The sequence below is a fragment of the Pseudomonas sp. S12(2018) genome (assembly GCF_024355235.1).
Classification (GTDB): domain Bacteria; phylum Pseudomonadota; class Gammaproteobacteria; order Pseudomonadales; family Pseudomonadaceae; genus Aquipseudomonas; species Aquipseudomonas palmensis.
The window spans coordinates 463985-490178 of the sequence record NZ_QLAD01000003.1 but is presented as its reverse complement, the minus strand read 5'-3'; the positions used below and the strand labels follow the sequence as shown (position 1 = coordinate 490178).

Genomic DNA, 26194 nt, shown 5'->3' with positions numbered 1-26194 from the left:
GCCCGGCATGCCCAGCCCTTCCACTGCCCTGAACGGGCGTAGCCTGGTCGATGGCGCGGCCAGTGGCGAGTTGCTGTTCGCCGACATCGGCCTGAGTTTCTGGGGCGGTGTCGACGCCTTCAGCGGCGAGGTCATCGACCGCCATCACCCGCTCAGCGGCGCACACCTGGCCGGCCGCGTGCTGGCCATTCCCAGCGGGCGCGGCTCGTGTACCGGCAGCAGTGTGATGATGGAACTGATCAGCAACGGCCATGCACCGGCGGCACTGGTGCTGGCCGAGCCGGATGAGATCCTGACCCTGGGCGTGCTGGTGGCGCAGTTGCTGTTCGGGCGCTCGCTGCCGGTGCTGTGCATCGGCCAGCAGGCCTTTGCCGCCCTGCGCGGCAAGGCCTTTGCGCAGGTGCAGGGCGAGCGCCTGGTGCTGTTCGACCAGGCCCCCGCCGAGGCGCTGCCGGCAGCCCCCGCCAGCCCGCCGGCGGCGACGCGCCCGACCACCCTCACCCTTACCGACCACGACCAGGCCTTGCTCGCGGGCGACCTGGGCAAGGCCGCGCAGGTGGCGATGCAGATCGTGCTGCGCATGGCCGAGCTGCAGGGCGCACACAGCCTGGTGGACATCAGCCAGGCGCATATCGACGGCTGCATCTACACCGGCCCCGCCAGCCTGCGCTTTGCGCAGCAGCTGGTGCAGTGGGGCGCCAGGGTGCGGGTGCCGACCACCCTCAATTCGATTTCCGTGGACCAGCGCCGCTGGCGCGAACTGGGTATCGACGCGGCGCTGGGCGAACCTGCCAGTGCGCTGGGCGATGCCTACATGGCGATGGGTGCGCAGATGAGCTTTACCTGCGCCCCCTACCTGCTCGACAGCGCGCCGAAGCTCGGCGAGCAGATCGTGTGGGCCGAGTCCAACGCCGTGGTGTACGCCAACAGCGTGCTCGGCGCGCGTACCCTGAAGTACCCCGACTACCTGGATATCTGCATCGCCCTGACCGGCCGCGCGCCGCTGATCGGCTGCCACCTGGAGGCCCAGCGCAAGGCGCGGGTGCAGATCGACCTGCCGGCGCTGACCCACCTGGACGATGCGTTTTACCCGCTGCTGGGCTATCACATCGGCGCCATGGTCGGCAGCCAGATCCCGCTGGTGACGGGGCTGGAGGGTTTTGCCCCGACCCACGACGACCTCAAGGCCTTCGGCGCCGCGTTCGCCACCACCTCGGCGGCGCCGCTGTTCCATATCGCCGGGGTCACCCCCGAAGCGCTGGACCCGGCCCAGGCGGTCAGCACGGGCGAGGTGCTGCCGGTAAAACGCATTGCCCTGGCCGACCTGCTGGTGAGCTGGCGCGAGCTGAACAGTGCCCGTGACAGCCAGGTGGACCTGGTGTCGCTGGGCAACCCGCACTTCTCCCTGGGGGAGTTCGCGCACCTGGCACAGCTGTGCCGCGGGCGCACACGCAACCCGGCGGTCAGCCTGGTGATCACCTGCGGCCGTGCGGTGCTGGAGCAGGCCCGTGACGCCGGCCACCTTGCCCCGATCGAAGCCTTCGGCGCGGTGCTGGTGACCGACACCTGCTGGTGCATGCTCGGCGAGCCGGTGATCCCGCCCGCCGCCCGCACACTGATGACCAACTCGGGCAAATACGCCCACTACGCCCCCGGGCTGGCGGGCCGGGCGGTGCATTTCGCCAGCCTTGGCGAGTGCGTCGAGGCCGCCTGCACCGGCAGCGCCAGCGGTCGCCTGCCGGCCTGGCTGCAGCCGGCCGCCCCACAGGAGAGCCCCGCGCATGTTTGACTACACCTTCCAATGGCGCTCGGCCCTGCGCGCCCTGCCCGACATGCTGGCCGGCGCCTGGGTCACCTTCGAGACCGCCGCGCTGTCGATGATCTTCGGCGTGCTGATCGCCCTGGCCTTGACCGTGATGCGTGAAGCGCAGCAGCCGGTGTTGCGCGGCATCGGCAATGCCTGGGTATCGATTGCGCGCAACACCCCTTCGCTGTTCCAGATCTACATCCTGTACTTCGGGCTTGGCTCGCTGGGGCTGCACGTGAGTTCGTGGTTCGCGCTGCTGGCCGGCATCACCTTCAACAACGCCGGGTACCTGGCGGAGAACTTTCGCGGCGGGCTCAAGGCAGTGCCGACCACGCAGATGCGCGCGGCACGCTCGCTGGGCATGAGCGCGTTCCAGGCCTACCGCATGATCATCGTGCCGCAGCTGCTGCGGGTGGTGTTCTACCCCTTGAGCAACCAGATGGTGTGGGCGGTGCTGATGACCTCGCTGGGGGTGATCGTGGGGCTCAACAACGACCTCACCGGCGTGACCCAGGACTACAACGTCAAGACCTTCCGCACCTTCGAGTACTTCGCCATTGCAGCGGTGCTGTATTACCTGATCGCCAAGCTGATCGTCGCGGTGGCCCGGCTGATGGCCTGGCGGCTGTTCCGTTACTGAGGAGCTGTCCATGTTTTCTACAAGCTTTACCTGGAACGACATGCTGTTCCTGCTCGACGGGGCCTGGGTCACCCTGCAGCTGACCTTCTGGTCGATCATGCTGGGCTCGGTGGCCGGGCTGGTGTTCGGCCTGCTGCGTGCGCTGCTGCCACGCGCCAGCCTGCCGCTGGCCTGGGTGCTGGATGTGTTTCGCAGCGTGCCGCTGCTGATCCAGTTCGTGCTGTTCAACTCGTTCAAGAGCATCGTGGGCCTGAACATCAGCGCCTTCAGCGTGGGCTGCATCGTGCTGGGGGTGTACGCCGCGGCGTACTTCACCGAGATCGTGCGCAGCGGTGTGCTGGCGGTACCGCCCAGCGTGCGCCGGGCCAGCCGGTCGCTGGGCCTGAGCTACCTGCAGGACCTGCGCTGGATCGTGCTGCCGATGGCCTCGCGGGTGGCCTTTCCGGGCTGGCTGAACCTGGTGCTGAGCGTGATGAAGGACACCGCGCTGGTGATGTGGATCGGCATCGTCGAATTGCTGCGCGCCTCCCAGACCATCGTCACACGGATTCAGGAACCCCTGCTGGTGCTGTGCATCGCGGGCCTCATCTATTACGTCATGAGCCTGGTGGTCGCACGCCTGGGCGCCCGACTGGAAAGAAGGTGGCAAGAAAATGATTGAGATCGACAACGTACACAAATCCTTCGGCGACCTGGAAGTGGTCAAGGGCGTGAGCCTGACGGTGAACAAGGGCGAGGTGGTGTCGATCATCGGCGGTTCGGGCTCGGGCAAGTCGACCCTGCTGATGTGCATCAACGGCCTGGAGCCGATCCAGAAGGGCAGCATTCGCGTGGACGGCATCGAGGTGCACAACCGCGCCACCGACCTCAACCGCCTGCGCCAGAAGATCGGCATCGTGTTCCAGCAGTGGAATGCCTTCCCGCACCTGACGGTGCTGGAGAACGTGATGCTGGCGCCGCGCAAGGTACTGGGCAAGAGCCGCGAGGAAGCCGAGGCACTGGCGATCCAGCAGCTGACCCACGTGGGGCTGGGCGACAAGTTCAAGACCTTCCCCGGCAAGTTGTCCGGTGGCCAGCAGCAGCGCATGGCGATTGCCCGGGCGCTGGCGATGTCGCCGGACTACATGCTGTTCGACGAGGCCACCTCGGCGCTCGATCCGCAACTGGTGGGCGAAGTGCTGGACACCATGCGCATGCTTGCCGAGGACGGCATGACCATGGTGCTGGTGACCCACGAGATCCGCTTTGCGCGGGATGTGTCGGACCGGGTGGCGTTCTTTCGCAACGGGCTGGTGCACGAGATCGGCTCGCCGGACCAGGTGATCGGCAACCCGCAGCAGCCGGAGACGGCGGCGTTTCTCAAGTCAGTGAAGTAACCAGGGGCCTCATCGCGGGTCAAGCCCGCTCCCACACAGATCAGCCCATACCCTGTGGGAGCGGGCTTGACCCGCGATGGGCTGCGCAGCAGCCCCAATCAATCAGGAGCCAGGCAATGCGTTCATCAAAGGTGATTCATGTAGTCAGCTGCCACGCCGAAGGCGAGGTCGGCGATGTGATTGTCGGTGGCGTCGCGCCGCCACCGGGCGACACCCTGTGGGAACAGTCGCGCTGGATCGCGCAGGACGACACCCTGCGCAATTTCGTGCTCAACGAACCGCGTGGCGGCGTGTTCCGTCACGTCAACCTGCTGGTGCCGCCCAAGAACCCGGCCGCGCAGATGGGCTGGATCATCATGGAGCCGGCCGACACCCCGCCGATGTCCGGCTCCAACTCGCTGTGCGTGGCCACGGTGCTGCTCGACAGCGGCATCCTGCCGATGACCGAGCCGCAGACCCGCCTGGTGCTTGAAGCCCCCGGCGGCCTGATCGAGGCCGTGGCCGAATGCCGGGACGGCAAGGTGCAGCGCGTGGAGGTCAGGAACGTGCCCTCCTTCGCCGACCGCCTGGACGCCTGGATCGAGGTCGAGGGCGTGGGCTCGCTGCAGGTCGACACCGCCTATGGCGGCGACAGTTTCGCGATTGTCGATGCCCAGCGCCTGGGCTTTGCCATTCGCCCCGACGAGGCCGCCGACCTGGTGGAGATGGGCCTGAAGATCACCCGCGCCGCCAACGAACAACTGGGTTTTGTGCACCCGCTCAACCCCGGCTGGTCGCATATCTCGTTCTGCCAGATCGCCGCGCCCATCGTGATGGAGAATGGCGTGGCCACCGGTGCCAACGCGGTGGTGATCCAGCCCGGCAAGATCGACCGCTCCCCCACCGGCACCGGCTGTTCGGCGCGCATGGCAGTGTTGCAGGCCAAGGGCCTGATGCAGGTGGGCGAACGCTTCATCGGCCGTTCGATCCTGGGCTCGGAGTTCCACTGTCGCATCGATTCGCTGACCGAAGTGGCCGGCCGCGCCGCCATCTACCCGTGCATTTCGGGGCGTGCCTGGATCACCGGTACCCATCAGTTGCTGCTCGACCCCGCCGACCCGTGGCCACAAGGCTACCGACTGTCGGACACCTGGCCCGGCGCCTGATCGCTAAGCCCTTGATTCACAAACCCTAAGCAAAAAGACCAGCAAAAACCCCGAAATAACGCTGGTCTGCTTCACACACATAAAATATCGTATACGAAATACTAACAACCACCGGAGACAACCAATGAGCAAGCGCATCAACTGGAGTGGCGTGTTCCCTGCGGTCACCACCCAATTCAACGACGACTTCTCCATCAACCTGGAAAAAACCCACCAGGTGATTTCCAACGTGATCCGCGACGGCGTGTCGGGCCTGGTGGTGTGCGGCTCGGTGGGCGAGAACACCTCGCTGACGGCCGAAGAAAAGATTGCCGTGACCGAAGTGGCGGTGGATGCCTCGCGTGGGCGTGTTCCGGTGATCTGCGGCGTGGCCGAGTTCACCAGCGTGCAGGCCGCCAAGGTGGCCAACGCGGTGCGCAAGGTGGGCGTGGACGGGGTGATGCTGATGCCGGCACTGGTGTACGGCTCCAAGCCGTTCGAGACCGCCGAGCACTACCGTTACGTGGCCAAGCATGCCGACGTGCCACTGATGGTCTACAACAACCCGCCGATCTACAAAAACGACGTGACCCCGGACATCCTGATTTCCCTGGCCGACTGCGACAACGTGGTGTGCTTCAAGGATTCCTCCGGCGACACCCGCCGCTTCATCGACGTGCGCAACGAGGTGGGTGACCGCTTCGTGCTGTTCGCCGGCCTCGACGACGTGGTGCTCGAAAGCATCGCGGTGGGCGCCGAGGGCTGGGTGTCGGGCATGTCCAACGTGTTCCCCAAGGAGGGCGAGACGATCTTCCGCCTGGCCAAGGCCGGACGCTTTGCCGAGGCCATGCCGATCTACGAGTGGCTGATGCCGATCCTGCACCTGGATGCCCGCGCCGACCTGGTGCAGTGCATCAAGCTGTGTGAAGCCATTGCCGGTCGCGGCAGCGCGCTGACCCGTCCACCGCGCCTGGCCCTGCCAAAGGACGACCGCGAGTTCGTCGAGCAGATCATGGCCAAGGCCCTGGCCAACCGCCCCGAACTGCCGGATGTCGGCCTCTGAGTGAGTGCCGGGTGGGCCTCTCTGCGGGGCCCACCCGGCGCGCCTGTTTTTCTGTCTTGCGCCTGCACAGGAAACGCCAGCATGAGCACTGCACACCCCTCTCCCCGCGCAACCACCGCCCCGGCGGGCCTCAAGCGTGTGGTAGCGGCCGCCATGGCCGGTACCGTCGCCGAATGGTATGAATTCTTTCTCTACGGTACGGCCTCGGCACTGGTGTTCGGCCAGTTGTTCTTTCGCCAGACCGACAGCCCCATCGACGGCATCATCGCCGCCTTCGCCCTTTACGCCGTAGGTTTTCTGGCCCGCCCGCTGGGCGGCCTGGTGTTCGGCCACTATGGCGACAAGTTCGGGCGCAAGCGCCTGTTGCAACTGAGCCTGGTGGTGGTCGGCATCACCACCTTTCTGATGGGCTGCCTGCCCGGTTTCGACAGCATCGGCTACGCCGCGCCCATCCTGCTGGTGCTGCTGCGCCTGATCCAGGGGTTCGCCTTTGGCGGCGAATGGGGCGGCGCGATTTTGCTGGTGTCCGAGCACTGCCCGGACAACCGACGCGGCTTCTGGGCCAGCTGGCCGCAGGCCGGCGTACCGGCGGGCAACCTGCTGGCCACGGTGGCGCTGCTGGCGCTGTCGAGCACCCTGAGCGAGGAGCAGTTCCTGGCCTGGGGCTGGCGCGTGGCGTTCTGGCTGTCGGCACTGGTGGTGCTGATCGGCTACTGGATCCGCACCAGCGTGGATGATGCCCCGATCTTCAAGCAGGCCCAGGCCCGCCAGGCGCAGCACAAGGTGCAGCAACTGGGTGTGGTGGAAGTGCTGCGCCATCACTGGCGTTCGGTACTGGTGGGCATCGGCGCGCGGTTTGCCGAGAACATCCTGTACTACACCGTGGTGACCTTCTCGATCACCTACCTCAAGCTGGTGGTGCACAAGGACACCTCGCAGATTCTGCTGCTGATGTTCGGCGCGCACCTGCTGCACTTCTTCCTGATCCCGCTGATGGGCTACCTGTCCGACCTGGTGGGGCGCAAGCCGGTGTACCTGACCGGTGCGGTGCTGACCGCGTTCTGGGGCTTCGTCGGCTTCCCGATGATGGACACCGGCAACAACTGGCTGATCATGGCGGCGATCACCCTGGGCCTGGCCATCGAGTCGATGACCTATGCGCCCTACTCGGCGCTGATGGCCGAGATGTTTCCCACCCATGTGCGCTACACCGCCTTGTCGCTGTGCTATCAGGTGGCGCCGATTTTCGCCGGCTCCCTGGCACCGCTGATCGCCATCACCCTGCTCAACAAGTACAACAGCTCGACGCCGATTGCCTGGTACCTGGTGGGCGCCGCGGCGATTTCCATCGTCGCCGTCGGCCTGACCCGTGAAACCCGTGGCAAGTCGCTGCACCTGGTCGACGCCGAGTCGGCCGAGCGGGTTGCCGCCAGCACCGACACCGCCAGCGCTCGCGGTAACTCGCTGGCCTGAGCCCAACCCTTTCAACAGGAGGTCTGCATGACCGAGATCATCGGCCACAACTACATCGGCGGTGCGCGCAGCGCCGCCGGCAGCATCACCCTGCACAGCCATGACGCCACCACCGGCGACGCCCTGCCGTACCGTTTCACCCAGGCCACCGCCGAGGAAGTGGACGCTGCCGCCCGCGCCGCAGCGGCGGCCTACCCGACGTTTCGCAACCTGCCGGCCGGGCGCCGGGCGGAGTTTCTGGAGGCCATAGCCGAGCAGCTGGACGCGCTGGACGATGACTTCGTCGCGCTGGTAACCCGCGAAACGGCCTTGCCCACGGCACGGATCAAGGGCGAGCGCGGCCGCACCAGCGGGCAGATGCGCCTGTTTGCCCAGGTGCTGCGCCGGGGCGACTTCTACGGTGCACGCATCGACCGCGCATTGCCCGAGCGCCAGCCGCTGCCACGGGTGGACCTGCGCCAGTACCGTATCGGCGTGGGGCCGGTGGCGGTGTTCGGCGCCAGCAACTTTCCGCTGGCGTTCTCCACCGCCGGGGGCGATACCGCAGCGGCGCTGGCGGCCGGCTGCCCGGTGGTGTTCAAGGCCCACAGCGGGCACATGGCCACGGCCGAGCACGTGGCCAACGCGATCATTCGCGCCGCCGAGCGCACCGGCATGCCCGAGGGCGTGTTCAACATGATCTATGGCGCCGGGGTGGGCGAGGCGCTGGTCAAGCACCCGGCGATCCAGGCCGTGGGCTTTACCGGCTCGCTCAAGGGCGGGCGCGCGCTGTGCGACATGGCGGCGGCGCGGGCGCAGCCGATCCCGGTGTTTGCCGAAATGAGCAGCATCAACCCGGTGCTGGTGCTGCCGCAGGCGCTGCAGGTGCGCAGCGAGAAAATCGCCACGGAGCTGGCGGCGTCGGTGGTGATGGGCTGCGGGCAGTTCTGTACCAACCCCGGGCTGGTGATCGGGCTGCGCTCGCCGCAGTTTTCGGCGTTTGTTGCGCACTTGGCGGCGACGCTAGGCGAGCAGCCGGCGCAGACCATGCTCAATGCCGGCACCCTGCGCAGTTATGCCAAGGGCGTACAGGCGTTGCAGGCGCACCCTGGGGTGAGCCACCTGGCGGGCCGTGAACAACAGGGCAACCAGGCGCAGCCGCAGCTGTTCAAGGCAGAAGTGAGCTTGCTGCTCGACGGTGATGCGCTGTTGCAGGAGGAGGTGTTCGGGCCGACCACGGTGGTGGTGGAAGTGGCCGATGCGGACCAGTTGCACAGCGCGCTGGCGAGCCTGCATGGGCAGTTGACCGCCACCCTGATTGCAGAAGCCGACGACCTGGCGCAATTTGCCCAGGTGCTGCCGCTGCTGGAGCAGAAGGTTGGGCGGGTGCTGTTCAACGGCTACCCGACCGGTGTTGAAGTGTGCGATGCGATGGTGCATGGCGGGCCCTACCCGGCCACCTCGGATGCGCGGGGGACGTCGGTGGGGAGCCTGGCGATCGATCGGTTCCTGCGGCCGGTGTGTTACCAGAACTGCCCGGATGATCTGCTGCCGGCAGCGTTGCAGGATGGCAACCCGCTGGGGATTGTGCGGTTGGTGGAGGGTTGTAGTAGTCGCGAACCGCTCTGACTGATTTGGGGCTGCTTTGCAGCCCATCGCGGGCCAAGCCCGCTCCCACAGGTACACCACTGTGTTCATGGTCAGTGGAGACCCTGTGGGAGCGGGCTTGGCCCGCGATGGGGTTTCAGTTCAGCAATGCCTTGAGGTCGTTGTACAGCGCCTCGGGGATCTGTACGCCCTCCTCCAGGCTGCGCTTGCGCGCCTCGAAGCGGCGCTGTGACGGCAGCCGCGCACCCTGCCCCTCGATGCCCGCAAACACCGCCTCCGCCCGCGCCAGGTGCGCCTCGGCGCCCGCCCCCAGAAACCGCTGCGGGTCCAGCGCGAGGATCAGCTCGCCATGGTACGGCGAGGACTTGCTGCCCGCGTCATAGGCCAGCGACTCGGCACTGGTCAGGTCGCCGATCAACGGCCCGGCAATCAGCTCGACCATCGCCGCCAGCGCCGAACCCTTGTGCCCACCAAAGGTGAGCATCGCGCCACTGTCGAGCACCACGTTCGGGTCGGTGCTCGGCTGCCCCTGGGCATCCACGCCCCAGCCTTCGGGGATGGCCTTGCCGGCGCGCCGATGCAGCTCGATGTCGCCGCGCGCAATCGCGCTGGTGGCAAAGTCGAACACGAACGGGTTGGCGCCCGCACGCGGCCAGCCGAACGCGATGGGGTTGGTGCCGAACACCGGCTGGCTGCCCCCGGCCGGCGCCACCCAGGCATGGCTGGGGTTGCACGCCAGCGCCACCAGGCCGGCCTCGGTCAGTTGTTCGATCTCGACCCACAACGCCGAAAAGTGCACGCAGTGGTTGATGGCCAGGGCCGCGATACCGTTGCTGCGGGCCTTGGCCTGCAGCATCGGCAAGCCGGCCTGGAACGCCAGCTGCGAGAAGCCGCCAGCAGCATCCACACGCACGATCGAGGGCGCCTGGTCGATCACCTGCGGCTCGGCCGCCGCCGACACCTTGCCGGCCTTGAGCGAGTTCACACAGCCGATCACCCGGTACAGCCCATGGGAGGCGCAGCCATCGCGCTCCCCGGCGACCACCGTGGCCGTCACCGCTGCGGCGTGCGCCGCGTTGAAACCGTTGTGCAGCAGGATCGACTCTGCCAGTTCATGGGCTTGGGTAAGGGTCAGTCGAATCATGGTCAGCTCCTTGGACAGACCGCCCATCGTGCCCCATCGACCGGGGCCGGGCTTGATCGATTCGGACCACGGGCATGACGAACTTGGCACAGTGGCCAACAGCCCCCCACGCACACCCAGGGAAGCTGTTCAGTTTGTAATCAAACTGACGCAGCCCTTGTGGTACGCAGCGTGTAGCGCTTTATCCACAGAGCTACCCACTTTTTTTGTGGATAGCTTCAGCGCAGTTCGACCGGTTGCAGGTCGGCCCAGGATTCCACCGGGCCGGGGTTGCTCGGGTCGCTCGCGCCGCCCAGGCACACGGCAATCTTGTTCACGGCATTGAGTGCGCTGGTGACCGCGCCCTCGGCCCAGCCACCGGTCCAGGACACGTCGTCGCCGGCCAGCACGAAGCCGTAGGGCGTGGCGCTGCCCACCCCGGTCATGAACTGCGCGAAGAGCCTGCGCTGGTAGGCGTACTGCCCGGGCAGGTTCATCTTGAAGGCGCCCAGGTAGTGCGGCTGGTCCTCCCAGTTGAACTCGACGAAGGTGTTGCTGGCACTGTAGTGCGCGGCGAGGTCCACGTTGGGGTAGATGGCCTGCAGCAATGTGGTGCACAGCTGGGCATGCTGCGGCGCCGGCCTGGCGCGGTCGCCCAGGAACTTCAGCGCATCGTCGTTCCAGGTGTACGACAGGAAGATGCCGCTGCCGCGGTAGCCGCTTGGCGCCTGCGCGTAATCGACCAGGTAGGTGCCACGGGTGAGGCCATCGGACAGCGTCACGCTCAGCGTGCGTTCCTGCATCGGCCCCGGTCGTTCGTGCCAGAAGGGCCGCCGGGTGGCCGCGAAGATCTTTGCCGACTGCATGTAGTGAGTGTATTTGACGGCCTCCCAGGTCGCGCTGGGCAGCAGCGCGTCCATGGCCTTCAGTTGCTGCACGTTGCCGCTGGCGCGCAGCTTGTCGAGCACCCGCAGGTGCGGGGTGTAGACCACGTGGCCGATGGTCAGCCAGGCACTGGTATCGCGCTTGAGGTCGTGGACCAGTACCGAGAACTCACCGTTCGCCAGCGGGCTGATATGCCGGACTTCCTGGTTGAACGGCTCGGCAAATACCTGGCGGGTCATCGACTCGACGCTGCTGTCGCCCTGGCCGTTGGCGCAGGGGTCGCCCAACGCAGTGGGCGATTGCGTCCACAGCGCCCTGGGCAGTGCCTCGGCGCCCTGGTACATGAGCCGGTGGCTGGCATCCAGCCCGGTGTACAGCACCCGCAGCACTTCGAGGATGCTGTTGGGGTAGTCGGTGTTCCAGCCACCGGTGCCGAAGCCGATCTGGCCGAACAGGTTGATCTGCTCGCGGCTCCACCTCGACTCCTGCAGCAGGGCCTGATAGAAGCTGACGTCGTCCCAGCTGCGGCCGGCGCCGCAGTGGACGATGGCATTCCACAGGCGCTTGATGGCTTTCTGGTCGATGCTGCCTTCGGTCATGGCGGTTTCCAGTTCATGGAAGTGGAACGGCGCGCCCGCCAGAAAGGTGTCGAAGAACTGCTCTTCGAGCTGCAGGTACTCCGGTGGCACGGGGAACACCGGGCTGTCGTGCTCGTAGTACTTCACGCGGCCCTGGTAGTCGACCACGGTGCTGACTGCGGCCGCTGTGCCGGGGTTGGGAAAGTCCGCCGACTGCGCGGTCATGCCCACCTTGTCGAAGTAGTGGAACAGCGCCTTGCCGGATACCGGAAAGCGCATGGCGCCCAGCTCGCAGATAACCTCGGCGCCGGGGTCGCCCATGACCCTGGAATACAGCCGCCCGCCGATGCGCTCGCCGGCCTCCAGCACCACCGGGTGCAGGCCCATCTTCAGCAGTTCGTAGGCCGCCACCAGGCCGGCGATACCGGCGCCGACCACCAGCACCTTGCGGCCCCAGCACTCGGGCGGCACGCGGCACAGCGGCTGGCCGGCAGCACGGGCGGCGGCGAGGTAGTCGGCGTAGTGGAACGGGAAGTCCGGGACCAGCGCGGTCACGTCCTTGTTGCGGGCAAGTGGCGTCCTGCGGGGGCTACGCGAAGGGATGGCGGACATGGCAGTGGCTCCAGGGGCAATCGGGCTCTTGCGTTGAAGTCACAAAGACTGCCAGCGATGTGACTACTTTCAGAAAAGACCAGATCGACCCGGAGCACCAACACGCACCCGACCGGCGGCCTGTGACGTACACAGGCCGCCGGCGCGATTCAAGGTGCGGCTTTGTGGCGCGCCATGTAGTCCTCGTACTCGCGCGACATCACGTAGAGCTTGATCTGCTCGACCTCCTCGGGCTTGAGCGAATCGTCGAACGACGGCATGCCCAGTGGCTTGAGCGCGCCCTGCAGGACGATCTGCTGGAAGTGCTCGCGGGTGGCGTCGCTGGACTGGCGCAGGTCGGGAATCAAACCGCCGCTGATGGTGCCCATGCCGTGACACACGCTGCAGAACTGGCCATACAACTGCTTGCCGGCCTGCACCTGCTCGGGTGCTGCGGTGACGGGCTGGGGCACGCGCTCGACCTTGGCGGGCGCCGGGGCCGGTGGCGGCAACTGCGCCTTGCCATCGAGGGCGAACACCAGCAGGCGGCTGCGGTTCTTCATGCCCGGCAGGTTCATCGACTCGCCGCCGGTCAGGGTGGCCACGCCGCCCCAGCCGGCCATGATCGCCACGTACTGACGCCCGGCCAGTTCGAAGGTCATGGGCGCGGCAACGATGCCGCTTTGCGCCTCGAACTGCCACAGCGCCTCGCCCTTGTCGGCGGAATAGGCATGCATCTGCCCCGCCGCGGTGCCCTGGAACACCAGGTTGCCGGCGGTGCTCAGGGTGCCGCCGTTCCAGTGCGTGGGGTACGGCACCTTCCAGGCGGCCTTCTGCTTGACCGGGTCCCAGGCCAGCAAGGCGCCGCTGACCACGGCGGCCGGCACGTCGGTGGCGTCGGCAAAGCCGGCGGCGGTGTTGAATGCCTTGCGGGTGACGAAGTCCTTGCCTTCGTTGCGGTACACACCGGGCACTTCCTGGTAGGGGATGTACACCAGGCCGGTGCCGGGGTTGAACGACATCGAATGCCAGTTGTGCGCGCCGAAGGGGCTGGGCCACATCACGATGGGTTCTTTTTCGTAGCGCACCCCAGGGGCCTCGACCGGCCGGCCGGTGGCGAGGTCGACCTTCTCGGCCCAGGTGACCTTGCCGAACTTCTCGGCCGAGATCAGCTTGCCGTTGGTGCGGTCGAGCACGTAGAAGAAGCCGTTTTTAGGCGCCTGCATCAGGACCTTGCGCGGTTTGCCGTCGATGTTCAGCTCGGCCAGGGTGATCTGCTGGGTGGCGGTGAAGTCCCAGCTGTCGCCCGGGGTGACCTGGTAGTGCCAGGCCAGCTTGCCGGTGTCGGGGCGGATGGCGAGGATCGACGACAGGTACAGGTTGTCGCCACCGCCCGGGCTGCGCACCTCGCGGTTCCACGGCGAGCCGTTGCCGGTGCCGACGTAGAGCAGGTCCAGCTCGGGGTCGTAGGCCATGCTGTCCCACACCGTGCCGCCACCGCCGAGCTTCCAGTACTGGTCGCCCTGCCAGGTCTTGGCCGCTTCGCGCAGTTCGGGATGCTCGTAGGGCAGCGCCGGGTCGCCCGGTACGGTGTAGAAGCGCCAGGCCAGTTTGCCGGTGTCGGCGTCATAGGCCGAGACGAAGCCGCGCACGCCGTATTCGGCGCCGCCGTTGCCGATGATGACCTTGCCTTTGACCACCCGTGGCGCGCCGGTGATGCTGTAGGGCTTGGCCGGGTCGGTGGTCTGCTGGCTCCAGATGGCCTTGCCGGTCTTGGCGTCGAGGGCGATCAGACGCCCGTCCAGGGTGCCGACGTAGACCTTGTCGCCCCACAGTGCCACGCCGCGGTTGACCGCGTCGCAGCACGAGGTACGGGCCTTGACCTTGGCCACCTCGGGGTCGTAGCGCCACAGCTCCTTGCCGCTGGCGGCGTCGACCGCGATCACCCGGCTCCAGGACATCGAGGTGTAGATCACCCCGTCGTGGAACAGCGGCGTCGCCTCCAGGCCGCGGGTGTTGTCCAGGTCCATGTACCAGGCCAGGCCCAGCGACTTGACGTTGCTGGCGTCGATCTGTTTGAGCGGGCTGAAGCGTTGTTCGGCATAGGTGCGGCCGTGGCTGAGCCACTCGCCGCCGGCCTGTTCGGTGGCGCGGATGGCGGCCTCGTCCACCCCGGCGGCAAGGGCTGCCAGCGGGGTGGCCAGGCACAGCATCAGCAATGAAGTACGCAAAGGTTTTTTCATGTTCGGTGTCCTCGGTGATGGCTGCAGGTGCGGGTCAGAACACCTGCATCAGGCGTACGTTGAAGCGGTCGCCTTCCTTGAAACCGTTTTCCACCGACTGGTCACGGCCATAGTTGAACAGCAGCTGGGTCTTGGGGGTGACGAACCAGCCTGCGCCCACCAGAAACTTGGCGGTGTCGGGTTTGTCGTGCTGGTCGACGCCGTCCAGGCGGGTTTCGCCGCCCCACAGCCTGGAGTAGCCCACGCGCAGGTCCAGGCTCGGGGTGAGCTGGTAGCGCAGGAACGCCTGGCCCTGGTACAGCGCGGACTGGCGCAGGGTCAGACCGGCGGAGGTGGCGTCGTCGTTCTTGCCGAACCAGGTGACGTCGCCGATCAGGTCCAGCCACCACTTGTCGCCCAGGCCCTGGATATAGCCGGCCTGCAGCGCGAACTTCCAGCGGTTCTCGCCGATGTTGAGTGCGTCGTCGCGGTCGTAGCGGCCGGTGGGCACGTAGAGGAACGGGGTGATGCCGAAATAGGTCTTTTCTTCCGGGCGCTCCACCAGCCACACGGTGGAGGCCAGGATCAGGTCGCCGATGCCGCCATCGCTCTTGCCCAGGCCCGAGGTGTCGCGCTTGCCTTCGAGCTGGCCGAAGGGCAGCAGGAACTGCGGGTCGATGGTGAACCCGCCCAGCTTCATGAAGTGCACGCCCCTGAGAATGCCGATGTCGGAGTTCAGCCCGGCACGCACCGGCTGCTTGTGGCCACCGGAGTACAGCGAGCGACGTTCGGCATGCTGGTAGTAGACCATGCCCAGGTTGGTGCCTTCGGGCAAGGCGGTGTAGTCCCCGGCGTCCACATCCACGGCGTGCGCCTGGCTGCCCAGGCAGCCGGCGAGGCCCAGCGTCCAGGCCTGTGCCCAGCCCAATGCAGTACGACGGCGGTGTGCCGGCACGCTTGACAGTACGGTCTTGCTCATCGAGTCACCTGTTTATTGTTTTTGTCGGATGAGCCACCCAATGGGCGGCACACACGCCGTAGCAGGCTTCGTGCCAACGAAATTAATCCATTGATATCAATCGGTTGCGCTTTGAGGACGTCAACCTGCGGTGAAGTGCCCGGCTGCCACCTGCCCCGTTGCAGGCCCGGTTTGCAAGGCTTTGCGGGGTTTCTCAGGGGCGTCTCATGTGTCTCACCGTTTGTCTCGACCTAATACGCACAGAACCGGCGCAAGCCCTCCAAACCCCTGAAAAACAAGTACTTTGGTAGTAGAAAAAAGCTGGCACAAGGGTTGCTGAATGCCTCGGGTTCCTTTCAATAACAAGAGAGCCACACCCATGACCCATGCCTTCCCGGTTCACAGTGATACCCAGGCGTTCGTACAGCGTCAGCACCGCATGCTGATCGGTGCCGACTGGCGCGGCGCCAGCGATGGCGCCACGCTGCAACTGCTCAACCCGGCCAACGGCCAGGCGCTGGCCCAGGTGCCTGCCGCTACGGTCGAGGATGTCGACCAGGCGGTACGTGCCGCGCGCCAGGCGTTCGATGACTCGCCCTGGAGCCGCATGCGCCCACGCGAGCGCCAGAACCTGCTGTGGAAGCTGGCCGACCTGATCGAGCGCGATGCCCAGGTGTTCGCCGAGCTCGAATGCCTGAACAACGGCAAGAGCGCGCAGGTGGCGCGGGTGATGGACGTGCAGATGGCCATCGACTCGCTGCGCTACATGGCCGGCTGGGCAACCAAGATCGAAGGCACCACGGTCGACCCGTCGCTGCCGCTGTTCGACGGCGAGTTCCATGCCTATGTGCGCCGCGAGGCGGTGGGTGTGGTGGGAGCCATCGTGGCGTGGAACTTCCCCCTGCTGCTGGCCTGCTGGAAGCTGGGGCCGGCGCTGGCCACCGGGTGCAGCGTGGTGCTCAAGCCGGCGGACGAGACCCCGTTGAGCGCGCTCAAGCTGGCCGAACTGGTACTGGAGGCCGGCTACCCGGCGGGCGTGTTCAACGTGGTCACCGGCGTGGGCGCGGTGGCCGGTGCGGCGCTGTCGGCGCACCCGCTGCTGGACAAGGTGACCTTCACCGGCTCGACCGAGGTGGGCAAGCTGATCGGCAAGGCGGCGATGGATTCTATGACGCGGGTGACGCTGGAGCTGGGCGGCAAATCGCCGACCATCATCCTGGCCGACGCCGACCTTGAGGTGGCCGCTGCCGGTGCCGCCAGCGCGATCTTCTTCAACCAGGGGCAGGTGTGCTGCGCGGGGTCGCGCCTGTATGTGCACCGCAAGCATTTCGACCGCGTGGTGGCCGATATTGCCGGCATCGCCAACGGCATGAAGCTGGGCAATGGCCTGGACCCGAGCATCGACATGGGCCCGTTGATCTCGGCCAAGCAGCAGGCACGGGTGGGCCGCTACATCGACATGGGCCGCGAGCTGGGCGCCAAGGTGGCGTGTGGCGGCGAGTATTACGGGCCGGGGTATTTCGTGCAGCCGACGGTGATTGCCGACGTCGACCAGCAGTGCCCGCTGGTGCAGGAGGAGATTTTCGGGCCGGTGCTGGTGGCGATTCCGTTCGACGACATGGACGAGGCGATTCGCCTGGCCAACGACAGTGCCTATGGCCTGGGCGCGAGCATCTGGTCCAACGACCTGGCGCAGGTGCATCGCATGGTGCCGCGCATCAAGTCGGGCTCGGTGTGGGTCAACTGTCACAGTGCGCTGGACCCGGCGCTGCCGTTTGGCGGCTACAAGCTGTCGGGCGTGGGGCGCGAGATGGGCGCGGCGGCCATCGAGCATTACACCGAGCTGAAGTCGGTGGTGATGAAGCTGTAGGCGGCAGTTGGGGCCGCTCTGCGGCCCGATCGCGGGTCAAGCCCGCTCCCACAGGAGGGGGCTTGCGCCGTGATGGGGTCAGCCCAGTACAGGGCGGAAGAAACTGCGCTCGTAGCTGATGATGCACCGGGTGTCTTCGGCGTACTTGAACGCGGCGATGCACTCGGCGTCGGTTTTCGACTGTTCGCGGTAACGTTCGTACGCTGCCAGGCTGGGGAACGAGAACATCGCCAGGGCGACGTTGTTGGCGCCTTCGCTGGGCAGGAAGTAGCCATGGTGCTGGCCGCCGAATTTCTCTACCAGCGGTATCCACATGCGCCCGTAGGCTTCGAACTCTTGCAGCTTGTAGGCATCGACGATGTAGCGCAGGTAGCAGGTAACCATTGCAGCACTCCATGAAAGGGACCGGCAGCGAGCCTAGTGGGCGTCACGGGCGGGCGTCAATACGCGACAGGTGCAGCGAGCATCAGCGCTCGCACCGTTGAACCCGCGTGCAGCCCTTCAGCGGGTCGGTGCCGCCGGCGCCTGTTCGATGTGGCGCAGATGGCTTGAAGGCACCCAGCCGGCCTGCGCGTCGCGCGGCCTTGTGCACCAGGACCATCCGTTGAGCGACCTCACGCAGAGCAACTCATCGCCAATGTCCACGTCCAGCTCCCTGGCGGTGTAGTCCTCGCGCGCGCGGCCTGCCTGCTCGCCCAGCCTTTCGATCACCTGCGCCGGCACCCAGCCACCCTGCTGGCCGGGCGTGGTGCAAAAGTACCAGTTGTCCCATCCTTCATCGCCCTGGTACACCTCCCCCACCTCCAGCACGGCCCCCTTGGCAAAGGTGATGGGCTGAGGGAATTCGCTGCGGTGCGCTTTAATCACGCGGTATTGCATGTGTCTTCTCCTTGGTGAACTGAAGCCGGCGCCCACCCAGCGGCGCGGCTGTGCGAAAATAGCGCCTTTGTTATCAACAGGTTGGAGATGTACGGTTTGGTTACACACTATTCGGCGAACGGCGCCAATGCCGCCTGCGGGCGTACCAGTCAGACCCTCAACAGCACTCAGGCAGCGGATCAGGTGTCGTGCAAGTCCTGCCTGCGCTCGCTGGCTGCCCCCGACTCGGCAGCCGTGGCCGCCAAGGCCAAGACCCCTTCGCTGGCCGAACTGCGCAAGCAGCGCCAGCAACAGGCCGCGCCGGCGCCGGTGCCCGCGTTCAGCGTCAAGGCCAGCTGGCAGGCCCGCCTGAGCAGCCAGGCCGACCGTTGCCGCCTGCCACGCGGTGCGCGCAAGCAGATCTGCGTGTGACCCCCGGGCAGGCCGGCTTGCTGTGGCAAGTCGGCCTGCCCGCCGTTGCCCTGCAACGGATAATCGAGCGGTTTTCATAACCCCGCGCCACCACCGCTTGCGCGCCTGGCGACTTCAGGCCAGTGGCTGGATCACGTCGACCCACTGCGCGTTGACCAGGGTGGCCAGGCGCTCGGGCTCGATGCGCACCGCCGCATTGACCGCGCCGCCGGCGGGGAAGACCACCTCGAAGTCCTTCAGCGACTCGTCGCAGTACACCCGCAGCGGCTGGCTCAGGCCGAAGGGGCACACGCCGCCGATGGGGTGGCCGGTGTGCTGCTCGACCTGCTCGGCCTCGAGCATGCGTGCCTTGACGCCGAACTGCTGCTTGTACTTGCGGTTGCACAGGCGCGCATCGCCGCGTACCACCAGCACGATCACCTCCTCCCCCACGCGCAGCGAGAGCGACTTGGCGATCTGCCCAGGCTCGACCGCCAGCGCCTCGGCGGCCAGGGCGACGGTGGCGGTGCTGGACGCCAGTTCCAGCACCTGCAGGTCGGGTGAATGGTGGGAGAAAAACGCTTTGACTGACTGCAGACTCATCTTCGCTTGATCCTCTGAAAAAACAGCCCTGGCGGGATACCGTTGCGTACCCTACCAGCTTGGGCAGGCAAAAAACTCAGTCGCCCAACGCGACGCCCTCGCGACGTGGGTCGGCACCGGCCGACCAGCCCTGCCCATCACGCACGATGACCTGCGTGCCGCTGGTCATCTCGATGGGCGATACCGCATGCCCGCGGGCCTTGAGCTGCTCGATCAGGGCGGGGCCGACCAGCCCGGCCTCCACTTCGGTGCCGACGTTGCGGCTGCCGAAGTTGGGCAGGTCGACGGCCTGCTGCGGGTCGAGCTTCCAGTCCAGCAAGCCGATCAGCGCCTTGTTCACGTACTCGATGATCTGCGAGCCGCCGGGCGAGCCGAGGGCAGCCACCAGCTGGCCGCTGGCCTGGTCGAACACCAGGGTCGGCGCCATCGAGGAGCGCGGCCGCTTGCCCGGTGCGATGCGGTTGGCCACCGGCTTGCCGTTCTCCTCGGGGATGAACGAAAAGTCGGTCATCTGGTTGTTGAGCAGAAAGCCCTTGACCAGCACATGAGAGCCGAACGCCGCCTCGACCGAGGTGGTCATCGACAGCGCGCCGCCCTGATCGTCCACCGCAACGATCTGCGAGGTGGAAATGCGCAATGGCGAGCGGTCAGGCGCCCACGCCAGGGGCATGCCGGGCGGCACACCGGCAGTGGCGACGCCCATGCTCCGGTCACCGATCAGCGTGGCGCGCTGGGCCAGGTACGCCTTGCTGTTGAGCCCTGGCACATTGACCGGCACCTGGTCGCTGTCGGCCAGGTACAGGGCGCGATCGGCATAGGCCAGGCGCTCGGCTTCGGCAATCAGGTGCACGGCCTGGGCGGAGGGTTGCATGACGCCCCCGGGGCGAGCTTTTTCGGGCGCCATCGCGGCCAGGTCCAGTGCCGGTTTCTGGCGCTGCAGCGCCTCCAGGATGCCCAGCGTCTGCAGTACCGCGACGCCACCGGACGACGGTGGCGGCATGCCGCAGACCGTCCACTGCTTGTACGGCCCGCATACCGGCGCGCGCACCTTGGCCCGATAGCCTGCAATGTCGCTCAGCGACAACGTGCCGGGGTTACTGTGGGTATTGACCTGCTGCACCATCGCCTCGGCGATGGGCCCGTGGTAGAAGGCGTCCGGGCCCTGGTTGGCGATGGCCTCCAGGGTTTGCGCCAGCTCGGGGTTCTTCAGCAGCGTGCCCACGGGCAAGGGCTGGCCCTGGGGCGTGAGCAGGTAGCGGGCCAGTGCAGGCGACTGCGGTATCGAGGTGGAGGCGGCAATCAGGGCATGCAGCCGCGCAGACACGGGGAAGCCGTCGCGGGCCAGGTCGATGGCCGGCTGGAACAGCGCGCGCCAGGGCAGCTTGCCGTGTTGCTGGTGCGCCATCTCCAGGGCCCTGAGCACACCGGGCACGCCCACCGAGCGACCGCCGATCTGGGCGTCCTTGAATCCCATCGGCGTACCGTCCGGCTTGAGGAACAGGCGGCTGTCGGCCCCTTGCGGCGCCGTCTCCCGCCCATCGAACGCCTGCACCTGCTTGCCATCCCAGTACAGGATGAAGGCGCCGCCGCCGATGCCGCTGGACTGCGGCTCCACCAGGGTCAACACCGCCTGCATGGCAATGGCGGCATCGATCGCAGACCCGCCCTTGCGCAGCATCGCCTGGCCGGCGGCGCTTGCCAGAGGGTTGGCTGCCGCAGCCATATGGTGCTGTGCCTGTACGGGGGCCATGCCTGTGCGGTAGCCCGAGGCGATTTCCGGGGCGGCGGGCAAGGCGGTGCTGGATGGCGCAGGCGGGGTTGCGCTGGTACAGGCGCCGAGCAGCAACGCTGCCATCGAGAAGCCGAGGGCGTGGATCAGGTGTTTGCGGGTGGTTGGGTAACCGGTCAAGACCAACTCCATTGAGCGTTTGGGGAACGCGGGCAATGGTAGCGTGATTGACGCGAGCAGGCCCGGTACTCACCGCGGCTTGTGCGGCGAATCCAATGCGCGTGCCCTGATTCTCGACGCGTAGGGTGCAGATTGATTAAGCTTCCCGCTTTAACGTTTCAGTTTGTTTCAAGGATTCAGATGACCATTCAGCAAGCGCCGCCACTCGCCTATTCCAGAGCCACCGTCGGCAAGATGGAAGCCGCCATGGCCCTGGGAAGTTTTGCCATCGGTACCGGCGAGTTCGCGATCATGGGGCTGATGCCCGACATCGCCAGCAACCTGCACCTGAGCGAGCCCCAGGTGGGCCATGCCATCAGCGCTTATGCCCTGGGCGTGATGGTGGGTGCGCCGGCCCTGGCGATTCTGGGCGCCAAGCTGCTGCGCAAGCACATGCTGCTGTGGCTGATGGCGCTGTATGCGATCGGCAACCTGGCCACGGCCTTCGCGCCCTCCTTCGCCGGGCTGGTGGCGTTTCGCTTTATCAGCGGCCTGCCCCACGGCGCCTACTTCGGCATCGCGGCGGTGGTGGCCTCGAGCATGGTGGCCACCGACCAGCGCGCGGGCGCGGTGGCACGGGTGATGATGGGGCTTACCCTGGCGATGCTGCTGGGCAACCCGGTGGCGACCTTCCTGGGGCAGTTCTTCGGCTGGCGTGCGGCGTTCGTGCTGGTGGGCGCGATTGCGCTGTGCACCATCGGGCTGGTGTGGCGCTACGTGCCGCAGCGTCACGATGAAGTACGCAGCGACCCGCGCAAGGAGCTCCAGGCGTTTCGCCTGCCGCAGGTGTGGATGGCGCTGGCCATCGCCTCGATCGGTTTTGCCGGCATGTTCTGCGTGTTCAGTTACCTGGCGCCGACCATGCTGCAGGTGACCAAGGTGTCGCCACAGTGGATTCCATTCGGGCTGGCGGCGTTCGGGGTGGGCGGCATCATCGGCAACATCGTGGGCGGCAAGCTGTTCGACCGCCTGCAGTTTCGCGCGGTAGGGTTGGTGCTGGTATGGTCGATTCTCGTGCTGAGCCTGTTCCCCTTCGCGGCCAGTTCGCCGTGGGGCGTGCTGCTGGGCTGCGGGCTGGTCGGCACCATGATCGCACTGGCCGCCCCCTTGCAGATTCGCCTGATGGACATTGCACATGAAGCGCCGAGCCTGGCGGCGGCATCGAACCATGCGGCGTTCAACCTGGCCAATGCACTGGGGCCATGGTTTGGCGGCATGGCGATTACCGCGGGGTTCGGCTGGACCAGTACCGGCTACATTGGCGCGGCGACTGCGCTGGTGGGGTTGGGGATCTACCTGGTGGCGCGGCGCATGAAGGGCGGGCACTGAGGGCCTGCCAGGTTTTGCCAAAGGAAAGAAACCAACGTGAACCAGCTTTCAATCGCCAGCTTCAAATCGAAGTACAGCCAGGGCTTCTACTCGACCTTCGCCATCGATGGCGCGCCGCTGGAAGTCTGGCTGCCAGCACGAGACCCCGCTGCGCAGCTTCATCTGGTGGCAGCGCATGCCGGCCTCTACGGCGAAGACGATAATGAACTGGTGTGGGACCGCAGCTACTCCACTGCCCCTGGGTGGACCACCCTGGTGCCGCTGCTGGTGTGCTCCGATGACCTGGACCTGAGTTGCACGGTCATCGTCGTGGAGCAACACGCCCATGAGGATCACATCCACTGGCGGCGCTTCGGCCTGCTGCACGAGGTGATCACCCTGGAGCAGCCCCGCGTCAGCTGGTTCGAGGCCGCTTGCACCGCCACCTTTGAACGCGCCGAATTCCACCGCACACTGGATGAGTTTCGCCGGCTGGAAGGCGTGGTGATGGCCTGGGACTAGGGTCTGCATGAAAAGTCTTGAGACGAAGGTCAGGCTGTTTTCAACGCAGCATCACCGAGTATCAAGGCTTTTCGTACAGAGCCTAGGCCGTTATCGAAGCCTGGACTGTTCGCATGCAGCCTTGAGGCGCTGCATGGCATCGGGCGCCATGGGCGCAGTCATCATGGCGTGATAGTTCATGCATTCCCGGGTTTGCTGCTCAGCCGTGGGAGCGCCGCTGGAGGTACAGCCGGCGAGGATGAACAGCGCAAGGGCCGTGATCAGTGGTTTCATTTATATATCCGCAACAAGTGACGCCATGGCCTCCAGCGCCTTGAGGCCTCAATGGTCACCATGGCCTGCGCGCATCTTGAAAAAGCGAACCTGCCGCTTATTGGCCAAGGCGGAAAATAATAATCAAAAGCCCTGCAGATGAGCATCATGAGGGTGGCTAACGTTCCCATGAAATCAATTCAATTTAACTCGTTCGATGCCCGGACATAAAATACGCCCCAATTAAGGAACACTTCAAGACGCCCGAGCAAAAAAACCTACAACGAATCAAACTTGCCGAAGAGGGCAAATGTAGATTCGGTTTTTATCTCGGACCATCAGGGCATCCGATTAAAATGAGCACAGCATTTACATTCTCGATCAAGCGTATTCGTTTCGACGAACATTATCGCCCCGCTGAAAACACCCGCACGACCACCAACTTCGCAAACCTGGCGAGGGGGCAGCGTCGCCAGGAGAACCTGCGCAACACCCTGACGATGATCGACAATCGTTTCAATGCCCTGGCGCACTGGGACAACCCGAAAGGCGACCGCTACAACGTCGAACTTGAAATCATTTCCGTGGAAATGAACATGGATGTCGAGCACAGGGACACCGCCCTGCCGCTGATTGAAATATTGCAGACCACCATTGTGGATCGCAAAACAAGCGAACGCATCGAGGGCATCGTAGGCAACAACTTCTCCTCGTACGTGCGCGATTATGACTTCAGCGTGCTGTTGCTGGGGCACAACAAGAACCAGCAGGGGTTCAGCACGCCGGATGATTTCGGCGAGCTGCACGGCAAGCTGTTCAAGCATTTCGTGAGTTCGAGCACTTATAAAGAACACTTCAAAAAACCGCCGGTCATCTGCCTGAGTGTTTCAAGCAGCAAGACCTATCAGCGCACCGAAAACCAGCACCCGGTATTGGGCACCGAATACCAGCAGGACGAATATTCCCTGACCGATGAGTACTTCCGGAAGATGGGCCTGAAGGTTCGCTACTTCATGCCTGCCAACAGCGTGGCACCGCTGGCGTTCTACTTTGCGGGGGACCTGCTTGGGGATTACACCAACCTTGAACTGATCAGCACCATCAGCACGATGGATACCTTCCAGAAGATCTATCGCCCTGAAATCTACAACGCGAATTCAGCAGCAGGTCGATCCTATCAGCCGAGCTTGAATCACCAGGATTACTCGTTGACCCGCATTGTCTACGATCGAGAAGAGCGCAGTCAGTTGGCCATCGAACAGGGCAGGTTTGTCGAAGAGCACTTCATCAAGCCCTACCAGACCGTGCTTGAGCAGTGGTCCGCCCAATACGCGCTTTGATCATTCAGAACATACAAGGTCATCTATCGTGAAAAAACTGCTACCCACCTCCACTGCTGGCAGCCTGCCCAAACCGTCCTGGCTTGCACAACCCGAGACGCTCTGGTCGCCCTGGAAGCTGCACGGCGAGGAACTGGTCGAAGGCAAGCAGGATGCCTTGCGCCTGGCCCTGCAGGAACAGCAACACGCAGGCATTGATATCGTCAGCGACGGCGAACAGACCCGCCAGCATTTCGTTACCACCTTTATCGAGCACCTGAGCGGAGTGGATTTCGAGAAGCGCGAAACCGTCAGAATTCGTGACCGCTATGACGCAAGCGTGCCGACCGTTGTGGGTGCTGTTGCCAGGCAGAAACCGGTGTTTGTCGAAGATGCCAGGTTTCTGCGCCAGCAGACCAGCCAGCCCATCAAATGGGCCCTGCCCGGCCCCATGACCATGATCGACACGCTGTATGACAGCCACTACAAAAGCCGGGAAAAGCTGGCTTGGGAATTTGCCAAGATCCTCAATCAGGAAGCCCGAGAGCTGGAGGCGGCGGGCGTGGACATCATCCAGTTCGACGAGCCTGCCTTCAACGTGTTCTTCGACGAGGTGAATGACTGGGGCGTGGCCACCCTGGAACGGGCGATCGAAGGGCTCAAATGTGAAACGGCGGTGCATATTTGCTACGGCTACGGCATCAAGGCCAATACCGACTGGAAAAAGACACTGGGCTCGGAGTGGCGCCAATATGAGGAAGCCTTCCCCAAGCTGCAGAAATCCGGCATCGATATCATCTCGCTGGAGTGCCACAACTCCCATGTCCCGATGGACCTGATCGAGCTGATTCGCGGCAAGAAAGTGATGGTGGGGGCCATCGATGTGGCGAACCACGCCATCGAAACCCCCGAGGAAGTGGCCAACACCCTGCGCAAAGCGCTGCAGTTCGTGGACGCCGACAAGCTCTACCCGTGCACCAACTGCGGCATGGCCCCTCTGCCCCGCGAGGTGGCACGCGGCAAGCTGAACGCCTTGAGCGCCGGCGCGGACATCGTGCGCAGAGAGCTCTTGAACCGATAAGGGTGCAGGAGGGGTTGCAGCGCTGATCGAGCGGCTTGCCCCCTCCCCGCCGCCTTTGGACCCGCCCCTTCAGCCAGGACCTACCATGTCACGTTCCAGTACTGCCATCGAGCCATTGCGCTTTCGCGAAGCGCTCGGGCACTACGCATCCGGTATCACGGTGATCACGTCGCAGATCGAGGAGGAGCCGGTCGGCTTTACCTGCCAGTCGTTCTATAGCGTGTCGATGAGCCCGCCGCTGGTGTCGTTCAGCGTGATGGCCGGTTCGGCCAGCTACCCCAGGATCCGCCAGGCAGGCCGCTTCGCGGTCAATATCCTGTCCGGTGAACAGGCCGGGATCTCCAACCAGTTCGCCCGACGGGGTACCGACAAGTGGCAGGGCGTGCAATGGCAGGCATCGCCACTGGGCAACCCGATCATTGCCGGCAGCCTGCACTGGCTCGATTGCGAGATCCACGCCGAACACGTCGCCGGTGATCACCTGATCGTGATTGGCGAAGTGAAGGCGCTGAACCTGCAGCAAACTGCTGCCACGCAGCCCTTGCTGTACTTCAAGGGGCAATACTGCAACCTCGCCGCCCACGGTGCAGGCTGA

The 26194-nt window shown here is 65.3% G+C and carries 24 protein-coding genes; 15 read left to right on the top strand and 9 right to left on the bottom strand.

Annotated elements, in window-relative coordinates; genetic code table 11:
• The first annotated feature begins 7 nt into the window (after positions 1 to 7).
• From DN388_RS09400 to DN388_RS09365, 8 genes are all read left to right on the top strand, one after another.
• The gene (locus tag DN388_RS09400) at positions 8 to 1789 is read left to right on the top strand and encodes an aconitase X (RefSeq protein ID WP_254999050.1); all 1782 of its coding nucleotides are present in this window, start codon (positions 8 to 10) and stop codon (positions 1787 to 1789) included.
• Entirely contained in the window at positions 1782 to 2447 is a 666-nt protein-coding gene (locus DN388_RS09395) for an amino acid ABC transporter permease (protein ID WP_043861058.1), read from the top strand. The genes DN388_RS09400 and DN388_RS09395 overlap by 8 nt, the downstream gene beginning before the upstream one ends.
• Before the next feature lie 10 nt (positions 2448 to 2457).
• Positions 2458 to 3108: an amino acid ABC transporter permease gene (locus DN388_RS09390; RefSeq protein ID WP_043861057.1), complete on the top strand. Its 651-nt coding sequence runs from the start codon at positions 2458 to 2460 to the stop codon at positions 3106 to 3108.
• Positions 3101 to 3823: an amino acid ABC transporter ATP-binding protein gene (locus tag DN388_RS09385; RefSeq protein WP_054916116.1), complete on the top strand. Its 723-nt coding sequence runs from the start codon at positions 3101 to 3103 to the stop codon at positions 3821 to 3823. Before DN388_RS09390 ends, DN388_RS09385 begins: the two co-directional genes overlap by 8 nt.
• A gap of 116 nt (positions 3824 to 3939) precedes the next feature.
• A complete protein-coding gene (locus DN388_RS09380) occupies positions 3940 to 4968 on the top strand; it encodes a proline racemase family protein (RefSeq protein WP_254999046.1) in 1029 nt (342 codons plus the stop codon).
• A gap of 124 nt (positions 4969 to 5092) precedes the next feature.
• A complete protein-coding gene (locus tag DN388_RS09375) occupies positions 5093 to 6010 on the top strand; it encodes a dihydrodipicolinate synthase family protein (RefSeq protein ID WP_043861054.1) in 918 nt (305 codons plus the stop codon).
• 81 nt (positions 6011 to 6091) lie between these two features.
• Positions 6092 to 7483 (top strand): fosfomycin efflux MFS transporter AbaF, encoded by a 1392-nt coding sequence (abaF, locus tag DN388_RS09370; protein WP_054916119.1) that lies wholly within the window; start codon positions 6092 to 6094, stop codon positions 7481 to 7483.
• Between the two features lie 27 nt (positions 7484 to 7510).
• Positions 7511 to 9091: an aldehyde dehydrogenase (NADP(+)) gene (locus DN388_RS09365; protein ID WP_254999043.1), complete on the top strand. Its 1581-nt coding sequence runs from the start codon at positions 7511 to 7513 to the stop codon at positions 9089 to 9091.
• A gap of 115 nt (positions 9092 to 9206) precedes the next feature.
• On the opposite strand, the gene DN388_RS09360 is transcribed toward DN388_RS09365, so the two are convergent.
• From DN388_RS09360 to DN388_RS09345, 4 genes are all read right to left on the bottom strand, one after another.
• Positions 9207 to 10214, bottom strand: coding sequence for an Ldh family oxidoreductase (locus DN388_RS09360; protein ID WP_054916121.1), 1008 nt, complete (start codon positions 10212 to 10214; stop codon positions 9207 to 9209).
• A gap of 218 nt (positions 10215 to 10432) precedes the next feature.
• Positions 10433 to 12268 carry an NAD(P)/FAD-dependent oxidoreductase gene (locus DN388_RS09355; RefSeq protein ID WP_254999039.1) on the bottom strand — a complete coding sequence of 612 codons (1836 nt, stop codon included), beginning with the start codon at positions 12266 to 12268 and terminating at the stop codon, positions 10433 to 10435.
• A gap of 149 nt (positions 12269 to 12417) precedes the next feature.
• Positions 12418 to 14490 (bottom strand): PQQ-dependent dehydrogenase, methanol/ethanol family, encoded by a 2073-nt coding sequence (locus DN388_RS09350; protein ID WP_116054624.1) that lies wholly within the window; start codon positions 14488 to 14490, stop codon positions 12418 to 12420.
• A gap of 34 nt (positions 14491 to 14524) precedes the next feature.
• Positions 14525 to 15448, bottom strand: a complete 924-nt coding sequence (locus tag DN388_RS09345; RefSeq protein ID WP_052504233.1) for a transporter — start codon at positions 15446 to 15448, stop codon at positions 14525 to 14527.
• Between the two features lie 358 nt (positions 15449 to 15806).
• On the opposite strand from DN388_RS09345, the gene DN388_RS09340 reads away from it, so the two are divergent.
• Positions 15807 to 17297, top strand: a complete 1491-nt coding sequence (locus DN388_RS09340) for an aldehyde dehydrogenase (RefSeq protein WP_043861048.1) — start codon at positions 15807 to 15809, stop codon at positions 17295 to 17297.
• 78 nt (positions 17298 to 17375) lie between these two features.
• Here DN388_RS09340 and DN388_RS09335 read toward each other — a convergent pair whose 3' ends face one another.
• Positions 17376 to 17681 (bottom strand): NIPSNAP family protein, encoded by a 306-nt coding sequence (locus DN388_RS09335; RefSeq protein WP_043861047.1) that lies wholly within the window; start codon positions 17679 to 17681, stop codon positions 17376 to 17378.
• Between the two features lie 117 nt (positions 17682 to 17798).
• Positions 17799 to 18176: an SH3 domain-containing protein gene (locus DN388_RS09330; RefSeq protein WP_229589314.1), complete on the bottom strand. Its 378-nt coding sequence runs from the start codon at positions 18174 to 18176 to the stop codon at positions 17799 to 17801.
• A gap of 96 nt (positions 18177 to 18272) precedes the next feature.
• Here DN388_RS09330 and DN388_RS09325 point away from each other — a divergent pair, with 96 nt between their 5' ends.
• Entirely contained in the window at positions 18273 to 18587 is a 315-nt protein-coding gene (locus tag DN388_RS09325; RefSeq protein ID WP_043861086.1) for a hypothetical protein, read from the top strand.
• Positions 18588 to 18701: 114 nt separating this feature from the next.
• On the opposite strand, the gene DN388_RS09320 is transcribed toward DN388_RS09325, so the two are convergent.
• Both DN388_RS09320 and ggt read right to left on the bottom strand, forming a co-directional pair.
• Complete coding sequence (locus DN388_RS09320; protein WP_043861044.1) at positions 18702 to 19169, bottom strand: YbaK/EbsC family protein; 468 nt, start codon at positions 19167 to 19169, stop codon at positions 18702 to 18704.
• Between the two features lie 76 nt (positions 19170 to 19245).
• Positions 19246 to 21024 (bottom strand): gamma-glutamyltransferase, encoded by a 1779-nt coding sequence (gene ggt / locus DN388_RS09315; protein WP_254999529.1) that lies wholly within the window; start codon positions 21022 to 21024, stop codon positions 19246 to 19248.
• Between the two features lie 234 nt (positions 21025 to 21258).
• Here ggt and DN388_RS09310 point away from each other — a divergent pair, with 234 nt between their 5' ends.
• Together DN388_RS09310 and DN388_RS09305 are read left to right on the top strand one after the other, a co-directional pair.
• Positions 21259 to 22446 (top strand): MFS transporter, encoded by a 1188-nt coding sequence (locus DN388_RS09310; RefSeq protein ID WP_254999028.1) that lies wholly within the window; start codon positions 21259 to 21261, stop codon positions 22444 to 22446.
• A gap of 36 nt (positions 22447 to 22482) precedes the next feature.
• A complete protein-coding gene (locus tag DN388_RS09305; RefSeq protein WP_235593700.1) occupies positions 22483 to 22947 on the top strand; it encodes a hypothetical protein in 465 nt (154 codons plus the stop codon).
• A gap of 90 nt (positions 22948 to 23037) precedes the next feature.
• On the opposite strand, the gene DN388_RS09300 is transcribed toward DN388_RS09305, so the two are convergent.
• On the bottom strand, positions 23038 to 23220 hold the full coding sequence (locus DN388_RS09300) for a hypothetical protein (RefSeq protein WP_054916126.1): 183 nt from the start codon (positions 23218 to 23220) through the stop codon (positions 23038 to 23040).
• Positions 23221 to 23555: 335 nt separating this feature from the next.
• Here DN388_RS09300 and DN388_RS09295 point away from each other — a divergent pair, with 335 nt between their 5' ends.
• The 3 genes from DN388_RS09295 to DN388_RS09285 all read left to right on the top strand — a co-directional run bounded on the left by DN388_RS09295 (position 23556) and on the right by DN388_RS09285 (position 26194).
• Complete coding sequence (locus DN388_RS09295) at positions 23556 to 24539, top strand: DUF1852 domain-containing protein (protein WP_254999021.1); 984 nt, start codon at positions 23556 to 23558, stop codon at positions 24537 to 24539.
• A gap of 28 nt (positions 24540 to 24567) precedes the next feature.
• On the top strand, positions 24568 to 25599 hold the full coding sequence (locus tag DN388_RS09290; protein ID WP_254999019.1) for a methionine synthase: 1032 nt from the start codon (positions 24568 to 24570) through the stop codon (positions 25597 to 25599).
• An 85-nt stretch (positions 25600 to 25684) separates the two neighbouring features.
• Entirely contained in the window at positions 25685 to 26194 is a 510-nt protein-coding gene (locus tag DN388_RS09285) for a flavin reductase family protein (RefSeq protein WP_043861039.1), read from the top strand.